Origin of the sequence: Pseudomonas sp. Tn43 (assembly GCF_014192635.1) — a bacterium.
In the GTDB taxonomy this organism is placed as follows: Bacteria; Pseudomonadota; Gammaproteobacteria; order Pseudomonadales; family Pseudomonadaceae; genus Aquipseudomonas.
Genome location: NZ_JACHYG010000014.1, coordinates 51,631 through 68,791 on the forward strand (window position 1 = coordinate 51,631; position 17,161 = coordinate 68,791).

Annotated in this window: 19 protein-coding genes and 1 riboswitch; of the genes, 3 read left to right on the plus strand and 16 right to left on the minus strand. The window is 60.7% G+C overall.

Annotated elements, in window-relative coordinates:
* Nucleotides 1–67 precede the first annotated feature (67 nt).
* Nucleotides 68–1,336 carry an OmpP1/FadL family transporter gene (locus FHW68_RS24340; protein ID WP_183683489.1) on the plus strand — a complete coding sequence of 423 codons (1,269 nt, stop codon included), beginning with the start codon at nucleotides 68–70 and terminating at the stop codon, nucleotides 1,334–1,336.
* A gap of 83 nt (nucleotides 1,337–1,419) precedes the next feature.
* Here the strand turns inward: FHW68_RS24340 and FHW68_RS24345 are convergent, their stop codons facing one another.
* From FHW68_RS24345 to cobO, 14 genes are all read right to left on the minus strand, one after another.
* Nucleotides 1,420–1,971, minus strand: a complete 552-nt coding sequence (locus FHW68_RS24345; RefSeq protein WP_183683491.1) for a glutathione peroxidase — start codon at nucleotides 1,969–1,971, stop codon at nucleotides 1,420–1,422.
* 56 nt (nucleotides 1,972–2,027) lie between these two features.
* Nucleotides 2,028–2,150, minus strand: coding sequence for a hypothetical protein (locus tag FHW68_RS27350; protein WP_008071541.1), 123 nt, complete (start codon nucleotides 2,148–2,150; stop codon nucleotides 2,028–2,030).
* The gene (locus tag FHW68_RS24350; protein ID WP_095634558.1) at nucleotides 2,147–3,355 is read right to left on the minus strand and encodes an MFS transporter; all 1,209 of its coding nucleotides are present in this window, start codon (nucleotides 3,353–3,355) and stop codon (nucleotides 2,147–2,149) included. The genes FHW68_RS27350 and FHW68_RS24350 overlap by 4 nt, the downstream gene beginning before the upstream one ends.
* A gap of 52 nt (nucleotides 3,356–3,407) precedes the next feature.
* Nucleotides 3,408–3,812 (minus strand): MarR family winged helix-turn-helix transcriptional regulator, encoded by a 405-nt coding sequence (locus FHW68_RS24355; protein WP_095634557.1) that lies wholly within the window; start codon nucleotides 3,810–3,812, stop codon nucleotides 3,408–3,410.
* 161 nt (nucleotides 3,813–3,973) lie between these two features.
* A complete protein-coding gene (locus FHW68_RS24360) occupies nucleotides 3,974–4,705 on the minus strand; it encodes an adenosylcobinamide-GDP ribazoletransferase (protein WP_183683493.1) in 732 nt (243 codons plus the stop codon).
* 2 nt (nucleotides 4,706–4,707) lie between these two features.
* Nucleotides 4,708–5,283, minus strand: a complete 576-nt coding sequence (gene cobC / locus FHW68_RS24365) for an alpha-ribazole phosphatase family protein (protein ID WP_183683495.1) — start codon at nucleotides 5,281–5,283, stop codon at nucleotides 4,708–4,710.
* Nucleotides 5,280–6,335, minus strand: a complete 1,056-nt coding sequence (cobT, locus tag FHW68_RS24370; protein ID WP_183683497.1) for a nicotinate-nucleotide--dimethylbenzimidazole phosphoribosyltransferase — start codon at nucleotides 6,333–6,335, stop codon at nucleotides 5,280–5,282. The genes cobC and cobT overlap by 4 nt, the downstream gene beginning before the upstream one ends.
* Nucleotides 6,332–6,853 (minus strand): bifunctional adenosylcobinamide kinase/adenosylcobinamide-phosphate guanylyltransferase, encoded by a 522-nt coding sequence (gene cobU, locus FHW68_RS24375; protein WP_095634553.1) that lies wholly within the window; start codon nucleotides 6,851–6,853, stop codon nucleotides 6,332–6,334. Before cobU ends, cobT begins: the two co-directional genes overlap by 4 nt.
* Before the next feature lie 135 nt (nucleotides 6,854–6,988).
* Nucleotides 6,989–8,449, minus strand: coding sequence for a cobyric acid synthase (locus tag FHW68_RS24380; RefSeq protein WP_409258783.1), 1,461 nt, complete (start codon nucleotides 8,447–8,449; stop codon nucleotides 6,989–6,991).
* 29 nt (nucleotides 8,450–8,478) lie between these two features.
* Nucleotides 8,479–9,471 carry a threonine-phosphate decarboxylase CobD gene (cobD, locus tag FHW68_RS24385; protein ID WP_095634552.1) on the minus strand — a complete coding sequence of 331 codons (993 nt, stop codon included), beginning with the start codon at nucleotides 9,469–9,471 and terminating at the stop codon, nucleotides 8,479–8,481.
* A complete protein-coding gene (cbiB, locus tag FHW68_RS24390; protein WP_095634551.1) occupies nucleotides 9,464–10,372 on the minus strand; it encodes an adenosylcobinamide-phosphate synthase CbiB in 909 nt (302 codons plus the stop codon). The genes cobD and cbiB overlap by 8 nt, the downstream gene beginning before the upstream one ends.
* A complete protein-coding gene (gene bluB, locus FHW68_RS24395; protein ID WP_183683499.1) occupies nucleotides 10,369–11,019 on the minus strand; it encodes a 5,6-dimethylbenzimidazole synthase in 651 nt (216 codons plus the stop codon). The genes cbiB and bluB overlap by 4 nt, the downstream gene beginning before the upstream one ends.
* Complete coding sequence (locus FHW68_RS24400) at nucleotides 11,016–12,398, minus strand: cobyrinate a,c-diamide synthase (RefSeq protein WP_095634549.1); 1,383 nt, start codon at nucleotides 12,396–12,398, stop codon at nucleotides 11,016–11,018. The genes bluB and FHW68_RS24400 overlap by 4 nt, the downstream gene beginning before the upstream one ends.
* 10 nt (nucleotides 12,399–12,408) lie before the next feature.
* A complete protein-coding gene (gene cobO, locus FHW68_RS24405) occupies nucleotides 12,409–13,020 on the minus strand; it encodes a cob(I)yrinic acid a,c-diamide adenosyltransferase (protein ID WP_095634548.1) in 612 nt (203 codons plus the stop codon).
* A gap of 80 nt (nucleotides 13,021–13,100) precedes the next feature.
* Nucleotides 13,101–13,352: riboswitch (cobalamin riboswitch) on the minus strand.
* A gap of 154 nt (nucleotides 13,353–13,506) precedes the next feature.
* On the opposite strand from cobO, the gene FHW68_RS24410 reads away from it, so the two are divergent.
* Nucleotides 13,507–14,091 (plus strand): hypothetical protein, encoded by a 585-nt coding sequence (locus FHW68_RS24410; protein WP_095634547.1) that lies wholly within the window; start codon nucleotides 13,507–13,509, stop codon nucleotides 14,089–14,091.
* Between the two features lie 68 nt (nucleotides 14,092–14,159).
* Entirely contained in the window at nucleotides 14,160–15,467 is a 1,308-nt protein-coding gene (locus tag FHW68_RS24415; RefSeq protein WP_095634546.1) for a sorbosone dehydrogenase family protein, read from the plus strand.
* Between the two features lie 166 nt (nucleotides 15,468–15,633).
* Here the strand turns inward: FHW68_RS24415 and FHW68_RS24420 are convergent, their stop codons facing one another.
* Nucleotides 15,634–16,170: a C40 family peptidase gene (locus tag FHW68_RS24420; protein WP_007898942.1), complete on the minus strand. Its 537-nt coding sequence runs from the start codon at nucleotides 16,168–16,170 to the stop codon at nucleotides 15,634–15,636.
* A 165-nt stretch (nucleotides 16,171–16,335) separates the two neighbouring features.
* The gene (locus FHW68_RS24425) at nucleotides 16,336–16,974 is read right to left on the minus strand and encodes a C40 family peptidase (RefSeq protein ID WP_095634545.1); all 639 of its coding nucleotides are present in this window, start codon (nucleotides 16,972–16,974) and stop codon (nucleotides 16,336–16,338) included.
* Between the last annotated feature and the right edge of the window lie 187 nt (nucleotides 16,975–17,161).

Here is a 17,161-nt window from a genome sequence, read left to right on the forward strand (position 1 = left end):
ACAAGCTATAGCGCCCAGACGAAAATCTTGGTAATTTCCGCGCCGGTGATCACCAGGAATTCTAATAATGAAAAAAGTAATGCTCAAAACCACCCTTAGCCTCGCCGTTGCCATGGCTTCCACCCAACTCTTCGCAAGTGGCTTCGCGCTCAACGAACAAAGCATCAGCGGGATGGGGACAGGTTTTGCCGGGCGATCTTCTTCTGCCGACGACGCATCTACAGTTTTTGGTAACCCTGCCGGCATGTCTCGCCTCAAGCGTGAACAAGTGAGCGGTGGTGTTGCATTTATCGACGCCCACGCTGATATCAGTGATGCAAGCTCCAGTCCGAATAGTGGCACCAACAAGGGTGACATGGTCCCTTTCATGGGCGTGCCCATGGGCTACTACGTAAAGCCAATCGATGACCAGTGGGCATTCGGTTTCGGTGTCTACGCTCCATTCGGCCTGGTGACCGACTACGAGAACGGCTTCGCCGGCAAATACTTCGGCAGCAAGAGCGAAGTCAAGATCGTGACGCTCCAGCCAACCGTCAGCTACGCCTTCAACGACAAGGTGTCGATCGGTTTTGGTCCGACCATCAACCACATTTCCGGCACCCTGGAATCGAACCTGTCGATCACTCAGGCCGCGCCGGACGGCAAGGTCAAGATCGAGGGTGACGACACCGCGCTGGGTTACAACATCGGTATTCTGGTTCAAGCCACCGACAGCACGCGCGTCGGCCTGACTTACCACTCGAAAGTGAAGTACAAGCTGGAAGGTGACACCAAGGTCAATTACAACCTCCTCGGTGCCGTTGGCCAGAACCCGAACCAGAAGTATGACGCGTCTCTGGATATCACCACGCCTGAGTCGGTCGACTTCTCGGTCACTCATCAACTGGATGACCAATGGACGCTCTACGCAGGGAGCACCTGGACTCGCTGGAGCCGCCTGAAAGAAATCACCGTTGAGAACAAAGGCGTTCCGGCTATCCTCAATGGCCAGTTCGGTACCATCACCGAAGAACAGAACTGGCACGACACCTGGGCGCACGCCATCGGCGCTTCGTACCAGTTGAACAAACAATGGGTTCTGCGTACCGGCCTGTCCGTTGACCAGGCACCGACCAACAACGTCGACCGCTCCCCACGCATCCCGACGGGCGATCGCAAGATTTTCAGCTTGGGCGCCGGCTGGAGCCCGACCGACGACCTGACCATCGACGTGGCGTACTCGTACCTGCGCGAAGAATCGGTCAAGGTCAACAACAGCAACGGCCGTCAGAACTACAGCGCAGAGTATGAAAACTATGCGAACGGTTTCGGTGTTGGCGCGACATACCGTTTCTGATGATTCACGGCGACGCCCTCGCCGCCTGAATTGAAAAAGCCCCGCGCTCTTGTACAGAGGCGGGGCTTTTTAGTGCATGTCGATCAGGGTTTCGATGCGAGCGCTTTCTCCACCGCCTCGATGAACTCGGGATTATCCGGCTTGGTCAGGCTGGAAAAATTGGCAACCACTTTGCCTTGGCGATCCACCACGTACTTGTAGAAATTCCACTTCGGCGAGCTGCTTTGTGCAGCGAGAACCTTGAACAAATGCGTTGCGTCATCACCGCGGACTTTCTGCGGCTCGGTCATGGTGAAAGTCACGCCGTAGTTCACGTAACAAACCTTGGCAGTCTCTGCACCATCCTTGGACTCTTGCTTGAAGTCATTGGACGGCACGCCGACCACCTCAAGCCCTTGATCCTTGTAACGCTGGTATAGCGCCTCAAGGCCTTTGAATTGCGGGGCAAAGCCACAGAAACTCGCGGTATTGACCACCACCAGCGGCTTGCCGGCGAAGCGCTGGCACAGATCGATGGACTCCTTGGCACGCAGCTTGGGCAAAGAGCCTTGTAATAACTCGGGGCATTCTGCCGCCTGGACCACACCGGTGAAAGCCATCAACAATGCGGGTACTGCAATCCAGCGCATCAGCATGTCGGTGCATCCTTGAACAATCGTCAAAAAACGAAATTACTCGCCTTCGCCGCTCGCTAGCAAGCACCCATGCCCAGTTGCATCAATGCCAGGCCACCCTGATGCCAGCCCCACCATGCCAGGGCCAGCAACAAAATGCCGACGCCGATAGCAGCCATTTGCGGCCAGAGACTGTTCATGCGGCACTCATCCGGGTTTGCAGACGCGCCACCGGCTGCTCGCGCACCGGCCAGTTCAGGGCTGCGGCCACCAGACTCAAGAGAATTGCCACCTGCCAGATCAAGTCGTAGCTCCCGGTCCGGTCATACACCACCCCACCCAACCAGCCGCCGAGGAACGAGCCGAGCTGATGGAAAAGGAAAACGATCCCACCGAGCATGGACAAATTTCGTACACCGAACAAGGTCGCTACCGTGCCGTTGGTCAAGGGCACCGTCGACAACCAGAGAAACCCCATGGCCATGCCGAACAGATAAGCCGTGACCTGAGTGACCGGCGCCCAGAGGAACAGCACAATCACCACCGCTCGCAACAGGTACAGACCGGTGAGCAAGCGCGGTTTGGACATTCGCCCGCCAAGCCAGCCCGCGGTATAGGTACCGAAGATATTGAACAGGCCGATCAGCGCCAGCACCGTGGTGCCGACGGAGGCCGGCAAGTGCTGGTCCACCAGATAGGCCGGCAAGTGCACGCCGATGAACACCACCTGAAAACCGCAGACAAAAAAGCCGAACGCCAATAGCCAGAATCCTGAATGGGAGCAGGCTTCGCGTAACGCTTCAGAGAGGGTTTGCTCGTGACCGAGCACCGGCAGCGGATTGTCTTTGAGCATGCTCACCAGCGGCACGATCAGCGCCACCACCAGCCCCAACACCAGCAACGCCGCGGACCAGCCAAGCCAGCCGATCAACCCCAGCGTGCCGGGCAACATGGCGAATTGACCGAAAGAACCGGCAGCGCTGGCGATCCCCATGCCCATGCTGCGCTTTTCCGGTGGCACCGCACGGCCGACCACGCCAAGGATTACCGAAAACGAGGTGCCCGACAGGCCGATACCGATCAACAGCCCCGCGCTCAAGGACAAGGTTACCGCCGAATCGGACAGCCCCATGAACGCCAGACCCAAGGCGTACAGAACACCCCCGATCAACACCACCTTCGCAGCGCCAAAGCGGTCGGCCAATGCGCCGGTGAATGGCTGGGCCAGGCCCCAGATCAGGTTCTGCAAAGCAATGGCGAAGGCAAAGACTTCGCGGCCCCAGCCGAACTCGGCACTCATGGGTGCCAGAAACAGCCCGAAGCCGTGTCGCACTCCCAATGACAACGCCAGAATCAGCGCACTCCCCAACAGCACCCAACCGCACGTACGCCACATCGATGTCATTGTTGTTCTCCGGTAGCGGGTATATACCCGCTTAAGATCGAACAAACTGGCCTCAAGCCAGTTCATCCAGCAGTTTCAGCAAAATCTCACGCTTCTCGGCACCCAGGCGATCGATCAACCGCTGCTGCGCCGCTTCCCAGGCTGGCAACGCCGCCGCCAGGCGTTCGCGCCCTGTCTCGGTGAGCAGGACGATGCGATTGCGCATGTCCTCGCCTTCGGTCAGCGTTACCAGACCTTCGCCCTCCAGCACCCGCAGATTACGCCCCAGCGTGCTGCGATCCAGGCCCATGGCTTCGGCCAGGGACGAGATGCTTGGCTGATCCAGACGCTGCAGATTGCACAGCAGAGAATACTGGGCAACGTTGATCCCGAAACCGTCGAGGGCGCCGTCGTAATGCCTGCTGACGCCACGAGCGGCGCGACGCAGGTTAGTGCACAAACATTGAGAAGGAAGCATAGTGCGTGTATATACCCGCAGTTAAATGAATGCAAATTTTTTGATACATCTTACCGTTGGAGCCTTGCCCGCGAAGGCGGTGTGTCAGCCGATATCAATGTTGACTGTGCCGCCGCCTTCGCGGGCAAGCCTCGCTCCTACAGGGGTTCAGAGCAAGGGGTTCAGAGCAATGCAAGCCCCACCAGCATCGTCACTTCCAGCAATTCCAGCAATGCTCCCGCCGTATCGCCCGTCGTCCCGCCCAATCGGCGCACCATCACTTGCCGCAGCCAGACAAACATCACGGCCGCCAACACAAGCGCCCATACGCCGCTGAGGCCAGCCATCAGCACACAGGCCATCGCACTGATCGCCACTACCTGTTTGCCGCCCAAACGCGGCAGATGATCGGCCAGCGCTTGCCCCAATCCACCGGGGCGCACGTAAGGTGTGGAGAGGAATAAGCCCAGTAACGCGCTGCGGCTAATCAATGGAACGATGATCAGAACTACGCTGTGCTGTTGCTCGAGCAACGCCAGCAACGCAGCGAACTTGAGCAGCAATACCACGACCAGCGTCACCACCGCGATGGGCCCGCTGCGAGGGTCTTTCATGATGGTCAAGGTGCGTTCACGGTCGCCGTAACCCCCGAGCCACGCATCAGCGCTATCGGCCAGGCCATCCAGGTGCAACGCGCCGCTGAGCACGACCCAAACGCTCAGCAGCAAAGCGGCGTGAAGCAATAATGGCGCGCCCAGCAACAGCCAGTTCAGCCCCCACAGAATCAAGCCGAACAGCAAACCGACCAGTGGGTAAAACAGCAGCGATCGGCCCAATTCCTCGGGCGTCGGCATACCCGATAAACGAATCGGCAGGCTGCTCAAGAATTGCAGGGCGATCCAGAACGGCAACATGGTCAGATCGCTTCCCTTAACAAGACGCCGGGTTCGACCGACAACGAAAACAACGCGCCGTGGCCGACTTCAACGTTGAGCAACTGCTCACGCGGCAATCCGCGCGCTTGCGCCAGCAACAAACGCATGACGCCGCCATGGCTGATCAGCAAGACCCGCTCACCGGCATAGGCCGTGTGCAGCCGTTCGATGGCCGCCAACACCCGCGCAGAAAAGTCCGTCACCGGTTCACCGTCTGGCGGCGTAAACGAATACGGATCGGCCCAGAACATGCCCAACGCCTCGGCGCTGGTTTCCATCAGCGCCGCCGCGCTCTGCCCTTCCCAAGCGCCGAAGTGCAGCTCTTGCAGATCCTTATCCAACTGCACTGGCAACCCGAGTTGCGCCCCCAGCTCGTCAGCAAAGCGTGCACAACGCTGTAACGGCGAACTGACCAGTCGATCCCAGGGCCCCTGCTCAAGCACCGCGGCGCGCATCTGCGCCCAACCCTTGCCGGTCAGTGCATCGTCGAGGCTGCCGCGCAAACCGCCGCCGAGCTCGGTTTCGCCATGGCGCAACAGGTCCAGGCGCAAGGTCATGCCGGACGATCCGCCACTGCGGCTTCGGCGAACGTCGCCATTTGCCCGTGCAGGTCGCAGGCCAGGCGCAACAATGGCACGGCCAATGCCGCACCACTGCCCTCGCCCAGTCGCAGGCCGAGCTCCAGCAAGGGTTCGGCGTTCAGGGTTTCGAGCACATGGCGATGACCCGGCTCGGCGCCGCGATGACCGAACAGCAGCCACTCACGGCAGGCCGGATTCAAACGCACCGCCACCAACGCAGCGACGCTGCAAATAAACCCGTCGACCAACACCGCGACACCTTCCTGAGCGCAGGCCAGGTACGCGCCGACCAGCGCAGCGATTTCGAAACCGCCGAGGTTGAACAACGTTTGCAGCGCATCGCTACGCTGAGCGCCATGCAACGCCAAGGCGCGTTCAATGACTTGGGCTTTATGGCTGACACCCGCTGCATTCAATCCGGTGCCCGGTCCGGCCAGATGCACCACCGGGCAATCGAGCAACGCACAGGCCAATGCGCTGGCCGCCGTGGTGTTGCCGATGCCCATTTCGCCACCGATGAACAACTGCGCGTCGGCTGCGATGGCGCGCTGCACACTGTCCCGGCCGGCCTGCAAGGCGAGTTCACCTTGGACCTGGGTCATCGCCGGCCCCTGGACGAAATTCGCCGTGCCCGGACCAAGGTTCAGGTGACGCACGCCTGGCAGATTCAACGACGGCGTGACAGTGCCGAGATCGACCACTTCCAGGCAAGCCCCCAACTGCCGCGCCAACACGCTGATCGCCGCGCCACCGCTGACAAAGTTGAGCAGCATCTGTCCAGTGACTTCCTGCGGAAACGCCGACACGCCTTCAGCAACCACACCATGGTCACCGGCAAAAATCGCAATCCACAGCTGATCCAGCGCCGGCTTGACCTGCCCCTGCAACCCGGCCAGTTGCACCGCCACCGATTCGAGCCGACCGAGTGAGCCCGCGGGTTTGGTCAGTTGCTGTTGACGTGCCTGCGCCTGTTCGACCGCTTGCGCATCGATGGGTTTGCACGGGTTCAGCCACCAGGCGTGAGTCATAACGCAGTTCCTTTCAAAGTCAGGGGCAGGCCGGCGACGGTCAGGACGACTCGCTGACAGCGCTCGGCCAAGGCTTGATGCAGCCAACCGGCTTCATCGACATAACGGCGAGTCAATTCGCCCAACGGCACGACACCCATGCCGGTCTCGTTACTGACAAAAATGATTTCACCTGGCAATGACGCCAGGCAGTCCAGCAGGGCTTCGCGCTCGGCCGACAAGCGCTCGGCATTGTCGAGCATCAGCAGATTGGTCAGCCACAGCGTCAGACAATCCACCAGCAAGCAACGATCGGCACTGGCGTTTTCGCGCAGCACACGGGCGAGTTCCAGCGGTTCTTCGATCAGTGCCCATTCGGCTGGACGACGGGCGCGGTGATGGGCCACCCGTTCGTTCATCTCACCGTCCAGGGGTTGGCTGGTGGCGATGTAAGTGACGTGGAGCTGACTCTCTGTCGCCAGTTTTTCAGCCAGGCGGCTTTTACCGGAACGGGCGCCGCCGAGGATCAGTTGCAGCATGTTTATTCCTTAAGATGTGCGGTGTCGGGGCAGGCCTCTTCGCGGGCAAGCCTCGCTCCTACGGATTAGCGTCGAATCGTAATAATGTGAACGACACACAACCTGTAGGAGCGAGGCTTGCCCGCGAAGGCGCCCTCAAATCCCACAGAGTTCACGCAACAGCGAAGTATCCAGATGCTTCTCCACCAAATCTGCCAACCGTTCGATATCGCGCTCGCGCAAGGCGTGGTAATCCACTTCCTGCACAGCCTGCAGCCCGGCCCAGCGCAACAGCGCACCGCACGCCGCCGGTGATTCGAACAGCCCATGCAGATAGGTGCCGAAAATCTGCCCATCGGCACTTTGTGCGCCGTCGCAGCGACCATCATCGAGATGCACCGCAGCGTTTTCCAGCGCCGGCCCGCTGGTCACGCCGGCATGAATTTCATAGCCACTGACCGGCGCATCTTCCAGCGCCAGGCGTCCACGCACATTGCGTAACTGCTTCTCTTCTTCGAGCTGGGTTTGGAACGCCAGCAAGCCCAAACCGGCACTGGAACCCGGCGTGCCTTCGAGGCCCAGCGGGTCGTGCACCTGCTCGCCGAGCATTTGCAGACCGCCGCAGATCCCCAACACTTTTCCGCCGTAGCGCAAGTGTCGCGAGATGGCCGTGTCCCAACCATTGGCCTGCAAGTATGCGAGGTCGCTGCGCACGCTTTTCGAGCCGGGAAGAATAATCAGGTCGGCCGGCGGAATCGCCTGACCGGGGCCGATGAATTGCAGGTCCACTTGCGGATGCAGGCGCAGCGGATCGAAATCGGTGTGGTTGCTGATGCGCGGCAGTACCGGCACCACCACGTTGAGCACTTGCTCGGCCTTGTCGGCCTGGCGCTGATCGATGCCGTCCTCGGCCTCAAGGTGCAGGTCCATCACATAGGGCAAAACCCCGATCACCGGTTTGCCAGTGCGCGCCTCCAGCCAATCGAGGCCTGGTTGCAGCAAGGCGATGTCGCCGCGAAACCGGTTGATGATGAAGCCTTTGACCCGCGCCTGTTCGCTGGGCGACAGCAACTCCAGCGTACCGACCAAGTGGGCGAAAACCCCACCGCGATTGATGTCGGCAATCAGCACCACCGGGCAGTCCACCGCCTCGGCAAACCCCATGTTGGCGATGTCCCCGGCGCGCAAGTTGATCTCTGCTGGCGAACCCGCCCCTTCGACCATCACCACCGGATACGCCGCACGCAAACGCTCATGGGAGGCCAGCACCGCTTGCATGGCGATGGCTTTGTAGTCGTGATAGGCGACCGCGTTCATCGTCGTGACTGCACGGCCATGAATGATCACTTGAGCACCGGTATCACTATTGGGTTTGAGCAGCACCGGATTCATGTCGGTGTGCGGTTCGAGGTTGGCCGCCTGAGCCTGCACCGCTTGAGCACGGCCAATCTCGCCCCCGTCGGCGGTCACCGCGCTATTGAGGGCCATATTCTGTGGCTTGAACGGCACGACGCTCACGCCCTGACGCGTCACCCAGCGACACAGCGCCGTCACCAGTGTGCTTTTACCGGCGTCCGATGTAGTGCCTTGCACCATCAAAGTCGTGCCCTGCACCATCAAAGTCGCGCCCTGCTCCATTAACGTAGTCATTGCGCGTCCTTGACGTAGGCTTCGAGCGCTTGCTCAAGACGCAGCCAATCCGCTTCATCGGCGGGCAAGCCGAACCGCACGCTGCTGTTGTGGGTGAACAACCGCAGCAGAATGCCGCGCCGGGCCATGAATTCGTGCAGCGCTTGGGCAGATTCAGTGATCAGCCATTGAAATAATGCGCAGCCGCCCTGGGGTTTGAAACCGTACTGTTCAAGCAGCAACGCCAGACGCTCGCCAGCCTCGTCCGTACGAATGCGCTGTCGAGTGTGCCCGTGCGTATCCGTCAGGCACGCCTGGCCCAGCACTCGTGTCGGACCGCTGACCGCCCAGGGCCCGACCTGTTCGGCCAGCAGTTTGAGCAACTTGCGCTCGGCCAGCACAAACCCCAGTCGCACACCGGCCAGGCCGAAGAATTTGCCGAAGGAGCGCAGCACGATCAATCCGGTCTGATGGGTAAACGGCGCCAGGCTCAAATGCGGCGTGTTATCCATGAACGCCTCGTCCACCACCAGCCAGCCACCACGCTGGGCCAGCCGCGCATGCCAATCCAGCAGGCGAGCCGGGGTCAGGCTCAACCCTGTGGGATTGTTCGGGTTGACCACCACCAGCACGTCGAGGCTGTCGAGAAAGAAATCGACTTCCGACACCAGCACTTCGCGCACGATATAACCATTGCGACGCCAGGCTTCGGCGTGTTCGGCGTAACACGGCGCCAGCACGCCGACCTTGCCGGGCCGGCGCAATCGCGGCAGCAACTGGATCGCCATTTGCGAACCGGCCACCGGCAATACCTGAGCCGCACCGTAATAGTCGCAGGCAGCCTGCTCCAGACCGTCATCGGTTTCCGGTAACCGCGCCCAGGCCCGCAGCGGGATGTCCGGGACCGGGAATGGCCAAGGCGCGAGGCCACTGGACAGGTCGAGCCAATCGGCTTCGGCAATGCCGTATTCAAGCGCCGCCTTGCGCAAGCGACCACCGTGCTCAAGCATAAAACTGCGCCCCCACACAAAGAATCAGCAGCCATAACCATACCCCGCGCTGGACCAATTGCCAGCCACGCTCGATGGAATCGGCGTCCGCCGGCACACCTTCGCCCAACGGCGGACGCTGATGCAGTTCACCGTGATAAATCGCCGCCCCGCCCAACTCGACACCCAGCGCACCTGCACCGGCCGCCATCACCGGCCCGGCATTCGGGCTGTCCCAGGTCGGGCCCTGGGTACGCCAGCATTTCAACGCCAGTCGGGTTTTGCCCAGCAGCGCGTAGGTCAATGCCACCAGGCGTGCGGGAATGTAGTTCAGAACATCATCGATTTTCGCCGCGGCCCAACCGAAGCGTTCGAAGCGATCGTTGCGATAACCCCACATCGCATCGAGGGTGTTGCTCAGGCGATAGAGCACCACGCCGGGCGCACCCGCCACGGCAAACCAGAACAACGCGGCGAACACCGCATCGCTGCCGTTCTCCAGCACCGATTCGGTGGCGGCGCGGGCGACGTCGGTTTCATCCAGTTCGCTGGTCTGACGGCTGACCAGATAGCTGACGCGTTTGCGCGCCTCCCCCAGATCATCGCCGCGCAGGGCCTTGGCCACCGGCTCAACGTGCTCACCAAGGCTGCGCATGCCAAGAGCGCAATAGAGCAGGAGAATCTCGACGATCCAACCGATATAAGGTGCCCAGGAAAGTGCGGTGGCCAGCAAAGTCAGCGGCACGACCGCCATCACCCAGGCCGTGACGCCGTGACTGCGCCAGCCACGGCCACCGGAGTTGAAACGTTGCTCGATGCGATCGGCAAAACGACCGAACGCCACCAGCGGATGCCAGCGTTTGGGTTCACCCAGCAGCGCATCCAGCGCGACCGCGGCGACACTCAACAACGCCACACTCATTGACTCTCTCCCCAGTAATTTTCATACAACAACTCGCTGAGTGGACGCGTCTGCGCCCAGCCTTCGAGTACCAGCATGGGCGCTGGGTAGAATTCCTTGACCGGCCCCAGGCAAAGAACGGCCAAAGGCTTGGCCCCGATCGGCAACCCCAGCAAATCCGCCAGCGCTTGTGGCTCGAACAATGACACCCAGCCCATGCCCAGGCCTTCGGCGCGGGATGCGAGCCAAAGGTTCTGGATGGCGCAGGACAGCGACGCGATGTCCATTTCAGGCAATGTACGACGGCCGAAAATGTGCCGTTCACGATCGTCCATCAGTGCAGCGACCAGCACCTCGGCGCAGTCGCTGATGCCTTCGACCTTGAGCTTCATGAATTCGTCGGAGCGCTCGCCGAGGGCGTCGGCAGTGCGGATGCGTTCCTCTTCCACCAGTTGCTGGATCTTGCCGCGCAGGGCCCGGTCGCTGATGCGGATGAAACGCCAGGGCTGCATCAGGCCGACACTCGGCGCCTGGTGCGCGGCTTCGAGCAGACGCCTCAATAACTCGGGTTCGACCGAGCCGCCGCTGAAGTGCCGCATGTCGCGGCGCTCGGCGATGGCTCGGTAAACGGCTGCGCGTTCGGCTTCGGAAAATGTGTTGTCGGTCATGGCCTCTTCGCGAGCAGGCTCGCTCCCACATTTGAATTGCATTCCCCTGTGGGAGCGGGCTTGCCCGCGATGGCGGTCTTAAGGTCAGGCACAAACAGCGCGGCAATCGCCGATGGATTGGACGGGAAATAAAAGTGCACATAAGAAGCCGTCATCCGCCCCTCACGATAAACCGCTTCCGCCCCTCGCCCGCCATTGGGGCTCAAACCTCGGGCAATCGGCTCAAGCCCGGTGCTGGTCAGCGAGTGGTGATAGGTGTGGCCACGCAACAAACCTTCCGGCAATTCGACCGCCTGCAAGGCCAACGCGGCAAGACGCTTCTGCATCACTGCTTCACCGGCCAGCAAGCCAACCAGTTCAGCGCGAGTGCCCTCGACATCGGTCAAGGAATCCAGCAAATACAGCATGCCGCCACACTCGGCCAGCAACGGTTTGCCCGCCGCGTGGTGCGCGCGGATCGCGGTCAGCATCGACGTGTTTTGTGACAACGCCACATGGTGCAATTCGGGATAGCCGCCCGGCAGATAGAGGCTGTCTGCCTCAGGTAACTCGCTGTCGCGGATCGGCGAAAAGAACGTCAATTCGGCGCCCATGGCCCGCAGCAAATCCAGGCTCGCGCCGTAGGTAAACGCGAACGCTTCGTCCCGCGCCACGGCAATCCGCACACCGGCCAGCAACGGTTCGGCGGCGATCATTTCAGGCGCGGCGAATTCCACGGCTGGCGGCAGCGCCACGTCGCAACTGCTGGCTAATGAGTCGGCCGCCGCATCGAGACGCAGGTCGAGATCATTCAATTCACTGGCCTGAACCAGGCCGAGATGCCGACTCGGCAATTCGATCCCGGTCTCCCGGGACAGCGCGCCGTACCAGCGCAAACCTTCAGTCAGGCTGCCTTCGAGCAATTGCGCATGGCGCACGGTGCCGACCCGATTGGCCAGCACACCGGCAAACGGCAAATCCGGCTGATAACGCGCAAGGCCCAGGGCCAGCGCGCCAAAGGTCTGGGCCATGGCGGTGCCGTCGATCACGCCGAGCACCGGCACGCCGAAGTGCCGCGCCAGGTCGGCACTGGACGGCGTACCGTCGAACAGCCCCATGACGCCTTCGATGAGGATCAGGTCGGCTTCGCCAGCGGCTTCCCACAACAGACGCCGGCTTTCCTGTTCGCCGACCATCCACATGTCGAGTTGATAGACCGGCGCGCCGCTGGCGCGCTCGAGAATCATCGGGTCGAGAAAGTCCGGGCCGCATTTGAACACGCGAACCTTGCGCCCCTGATTACGATGCAAACGGGCGAGCGCGGCGGTGACGGTGGTCTTGCCCTGACCGGAGGCCGGCGCGGCGATCAGGACCGCCGGGCATTGACGATGGCTATTCATAAAGTGCAGTTCACAACTCGACGCCTTTTTGCGCTTTGATTCCGGCCTGGAAGGCGTGTTTGATCATGCCCATTTCAGTGACGGTGTCGGCCAGATCGATCATCTCCGGTTTGGCGCCACGACCCGTGACCACCACGTGCTGCATCGGCGGACGCGCCTGCAAATCGCTGAGCACCTGATCGAGATCCAGGTAGCCGTGCTTGAGGGCAATGTTCAATTCATCGAGCACCACCAGGCCAATGGCCGGATCGCGCAGCAGTTCGCGGGACACCGCCCAAGCGGCTTCGGCGGCGGCGATGTCACGCTGGCGATCCTGGGTTTCCCAGGTGAAGCCTTCGCCCATCACATGAAAACGCACCTGTTCCGCAAAGCGCCGGAAAAACAGCTCCTCGCCGGTGCTGTTGCGCCCCTTGATGAACTGCACCACGCCGCACTGCATGCCGTGGCCCATGGCCCGCGCAAGCATGCCGAACGCCGAACTGCTCTTGCCTTTGCCGTTGCCGGAGAGCACCAGCAGCAAACCGCATTCATTCGGCGAATTGGCGATGCGTTCGTCGATCACCGCTTTTTTGCGCAGCATGCGCGCCAGATGGCGTTCGTCACGATCGGGAGTATCAGTCATGGGGGAGCTCTCCGTTGAGGCTGGATAACGGCGGGCAGGCACAAGAATAGACGGCAAGAAGCCTGGCATCGCCCACCGTGATGCCGTTGGATGAATCAGGCCGGTCTCCGGGCTCATGAGCGGCTTGCGCCTGACTGCGCGCCTTCCCATGTCGACAGTCGACACAGTGGCTAGGGCCTGTCATCAGGCCCTCGCGCAGCTTTTACTCATTTACCGTTGCGGGGGCAGCGCCGGGATCGTGATCATTCTTTGCTGGAAGAAATTCACTCACCGGCTTCCCTGTTTCACTCTGTCGACCAAGGTCACAGAGCACCTGAAACAAGCCGCGAAGGTTAGAGGGTTGGGGGTGGAGCGTCAATTAAAGCCGGGACACCGCTGAGCGAATAACTGCCATCGATCAATTAACTGACGCCAATCTTGTGCCACACTGTCAGCAGTGATATCAAAGAGCCACAACCTGACAACACAATAACAAGGGTGAGCCACATGCAAGGCATGATCATCAGCAATCCGAAGCTGGAATTCCTGCGGCCTGTGCTGGAACGCTGGTTTGACTGTATCGACCGCTACAACGCCGTGCGCGGCGATAACGATACGCCCTACTGGCACGACGAAAACGCCAACCTCGGCCTGCTTTCCGCCGCAGCCTGGATGGCAGAAATGGTCACGCTGACACAAACGTCGACCCGCAAACAGATCGAAGAAGGCGAACGCAACGCCCGGGCCGATCTGTTTATCGCCAGCAGCGAAGAGCGCGCGTATCTGCAGGCCACCCAGCGCTGGCCACGGGTCAATAGCCTGAACCTGACCCAGGCGCTGGCGGACATCACCAGTGATGCGAAGCGAATCAGCTACGCCAGCGATCTGAAACTCGGCTGTCTGTTTGTCGCGCCACAAAAAGCCCAGCACAGCGCCACCCCGGAGGAACTCCAGGACATGGTCGATGACCTGCAAAAGGAACACACCTGCGCCGTGGCCTGGTATTTCCCTTACGCCTACCGCAAGTTGCGCAATGAAGCCGGCAACTACCATCCGGGCATCGCTATTGTGCTCAAGGAAGCCCGCGGCTGACCGGTTGAACCATCGGGCGTCTACGCTTCTCTATGATTACTTCAATGCATTCATAGGGAAGATCAGTAATGCGCAAATCCCAGCTCGCTTTCGTTATCGCGCTCGCCGGAGGGCTCGCCGCCTGTGGTGACACCTCCAGCCTGCAAGTCTCGGACGGCACAGGCCCTTCGCCCAAGCTGCCAGAACCGAATAAAACACTGATCCCGACGGTGAACATCGCCCCGGCGATCGGCTGGCCTGAAGGCAAGAAACCTGTCGCCGCGCCAGGGACTCAAGTGGCAGCGTTTGCCGAAGGCCTCGAGCACCCGCGCTGGCTGTACGTGCTGCCCAACGGCGATGTACTGGTAGCCGAAACCAACGCACCGCCCAAACCTGGCCGAGGCATTCGCGGCTGGGTCATGGGCAAGGTCATGGGCCGCGCCGGTGCCGGCGTCCCTAGCCCGAACCGCATCACCCTGCTGCGGGACAAGGACCACGATGGCGTGGCCGAAACCCGCACGGTCTTCCTGGAAAACCTTAATTCGCCCTTCGGCATGACCCTGGTCGGCAAGGACCTGTACGTCGCCGACACTGATCGCCTGCTGCGCTTCCACTATGAAAACGGTGAGACGGCGATCAAGTCGCAGCCCATCAAGGTGGTCGATCTGCCGGGCGGCACACTGAATCACCATTGGACCAAAAACGTCATCGCCAGCAAGGATGGCAGCAAGCTATACGTCACTGTGGGTTCGAACAGCAACATCGGTGAAAACGGCATGGATCAGGAGCAAGGCCGCGCGGCGATCTGGGAGGTGGACCGTGCCACCGGCAACCACCGCATTTTCGCTTCAGGGATTCGCAATCCAAACGGCCTGGCCTGGGAACCGCAAAGCGGCGCCCTGTGGACCGCCGTCAACGAGCGCGACGAAATCGGCAGCGATCTGGTGCCGGACTACATCACCTCCGTGAAGGATGGCGGGTTCTACGGCTGGCCTTACAGTTATTACGGCCAGCACGTCGACATTCGCGTCGAGCCACAAAACCCCGATCTGGTGGCCAAGGCGATTGCGCCGGACTACGCGGTGGGGCCACATACCGCATCACTGGGCCTGACGTTCGCCGAAGGCAGCAAGTTGCCCGCACCGTTCACCCAAGGCGCCTTCATCGGCCAACACGGCTCGTGGAACCGCAAGCCACACAGCGGCTATAAAGTGATTTTCGTGCCGTTCAATGCCGGCAAACCGACCGGGCAGCCGGTGGATGTGCTTACTGGCTTCCTCACTGACGACGAAAAAGCGATGGGGCGGCCGGTGGGTGTTGTGATCGATCAGCAAGGAGGCTTGCTGGTGGCGGATGATGTGGGGAACAAGGTGTGGCGCGTGTCCGCGGCTAAGTAATCAGCTCTGATCGTAGGAGCGAGGCTTGCCCGCGAAGGCGGCAGCACAGTCAACATTGATATCGACTGACACACCGCTTTCGCGGGCAAGCCTCGCTCCTACAGCTTTGCACAGCGCCAACCTATCACCCAGCGCGAGTCATCCTTCAAGCGAGCGCTCATGACAACTACGGATTATGTGCCAAATGCTCAGGTTGCAAGACGCGCTTGGCGCTCAGATAAGCTTTCTGCCAGTAGGCCTTGGACAAGCTGTCCAGCTTGACCGTGCCGCCCGTGGCGGGTGCGTGGACGAAGCGGCCTTCGCCGACGTAGATCCCGGCGTGACTGACCTGGGAGCCGCCATTGGTGGCGAAGAAAATCAGGTCACCGGTTTGCAGGCCTTCCTTGCCGACACTGGGGGCTTGCATGCCGATCATCTCGCGGGTAGAGCGCGGTAAGGAAATGCCGGCGACATCGCGATAAACGTAACCGATCAGCCCGCTGCAATCGAACCCGGAATCGGGCGTGTTGCCGCCCCAGCGATAAGGTGTTCCCACCAGGCCCAGCGCGCGAAACAGCACGTCTTCTGCCGCAGGGGAAAAGGCTTGGGAAGGACCGAAAACAATGGGAGCGCGAACCACCGGCGCAGGTGGCGGTGTACGGCTGGCGCAGGCGCTGAGCAGCGCTGCGAAAAACATGAGTGCGAGGCGGGCCGACATCGTCATAAACAGAACATCCTGATCTGGCTGCGGCTTTTTCCACCCAAAAGGCAGAAAAGAAAACCGCCTGCGCAGGACGCAGGCGGTTTGCCATCAATAATAGATCAGGATTCTAGCGGCTACGCGGCAAACTTCAAGTAAGACTTTAAGTTCGCCTTACAAACTGTCCGCTTACTTGCGTGCCGTGACGATAGCCGGGGCCGCAGTCGGCGCCATCGCGAGTGCGCGCTTGGCTTCGATAAAGGTTTTGCTCCAGTAGCTGTCGCCCAGACTGTCAATCCGGACACCACCGCTTTTGCGGCTGCTGGAGTGGATAAACTGGTTGTCACCCAGGTAGATCCCGGCGTGACTGACACGACCGCGACGACCATTGGTGGCGAAGAACAGCAGGTCACCCGGCTTGAGGGCGCTGCGAGCAACCAGAGGAGCGTCAACGTTGATCATTTCGCGGGTGGAGCGCGGCAGGTTCATGCCGGCCTCTTCACGAAACAGGTAACCGATGAAGCCACTGCAGTCGAAACCGGCTTCAGAGGTGCCGCCGAAACGGTAACGGGTACCGATCAGGGACATGCCACGTTCGAGGATGCTGTCGGCGAGAACAGGAAGCTGGTACGACTTGCCGTCGGCGAAGTCTGCCAGTTCTTTATCGGTAGCTAGCTCTTCCTGGAAAAGAACGGAAGAAGATTGCGCGGTAACTGAATTTGAAACCTGAGGTTTTGGCTCTTGCTGGGACACTGGAGAGTGGGCAGCGCAACCGAACAACAGGGTGACGAGTGCGAGAGGCACGAGGGGTGCGAAGCGCTTTAGCATGGGCACGACCGTGGCTGATAGTTTCTAAAGAAGCCGCGACTATGCCCGCTATCAAACTCATTTGCAAATTCAATCGATCTTTTTGTGACTTATCCGTTTCTCGTTTACATCTAAGCGCTTAAGCCCGTTTTGAACCTTTACGCAGCCTGCCCTCTTGCAGGAAAGCGGATTTGTTGACGCCTGGAAT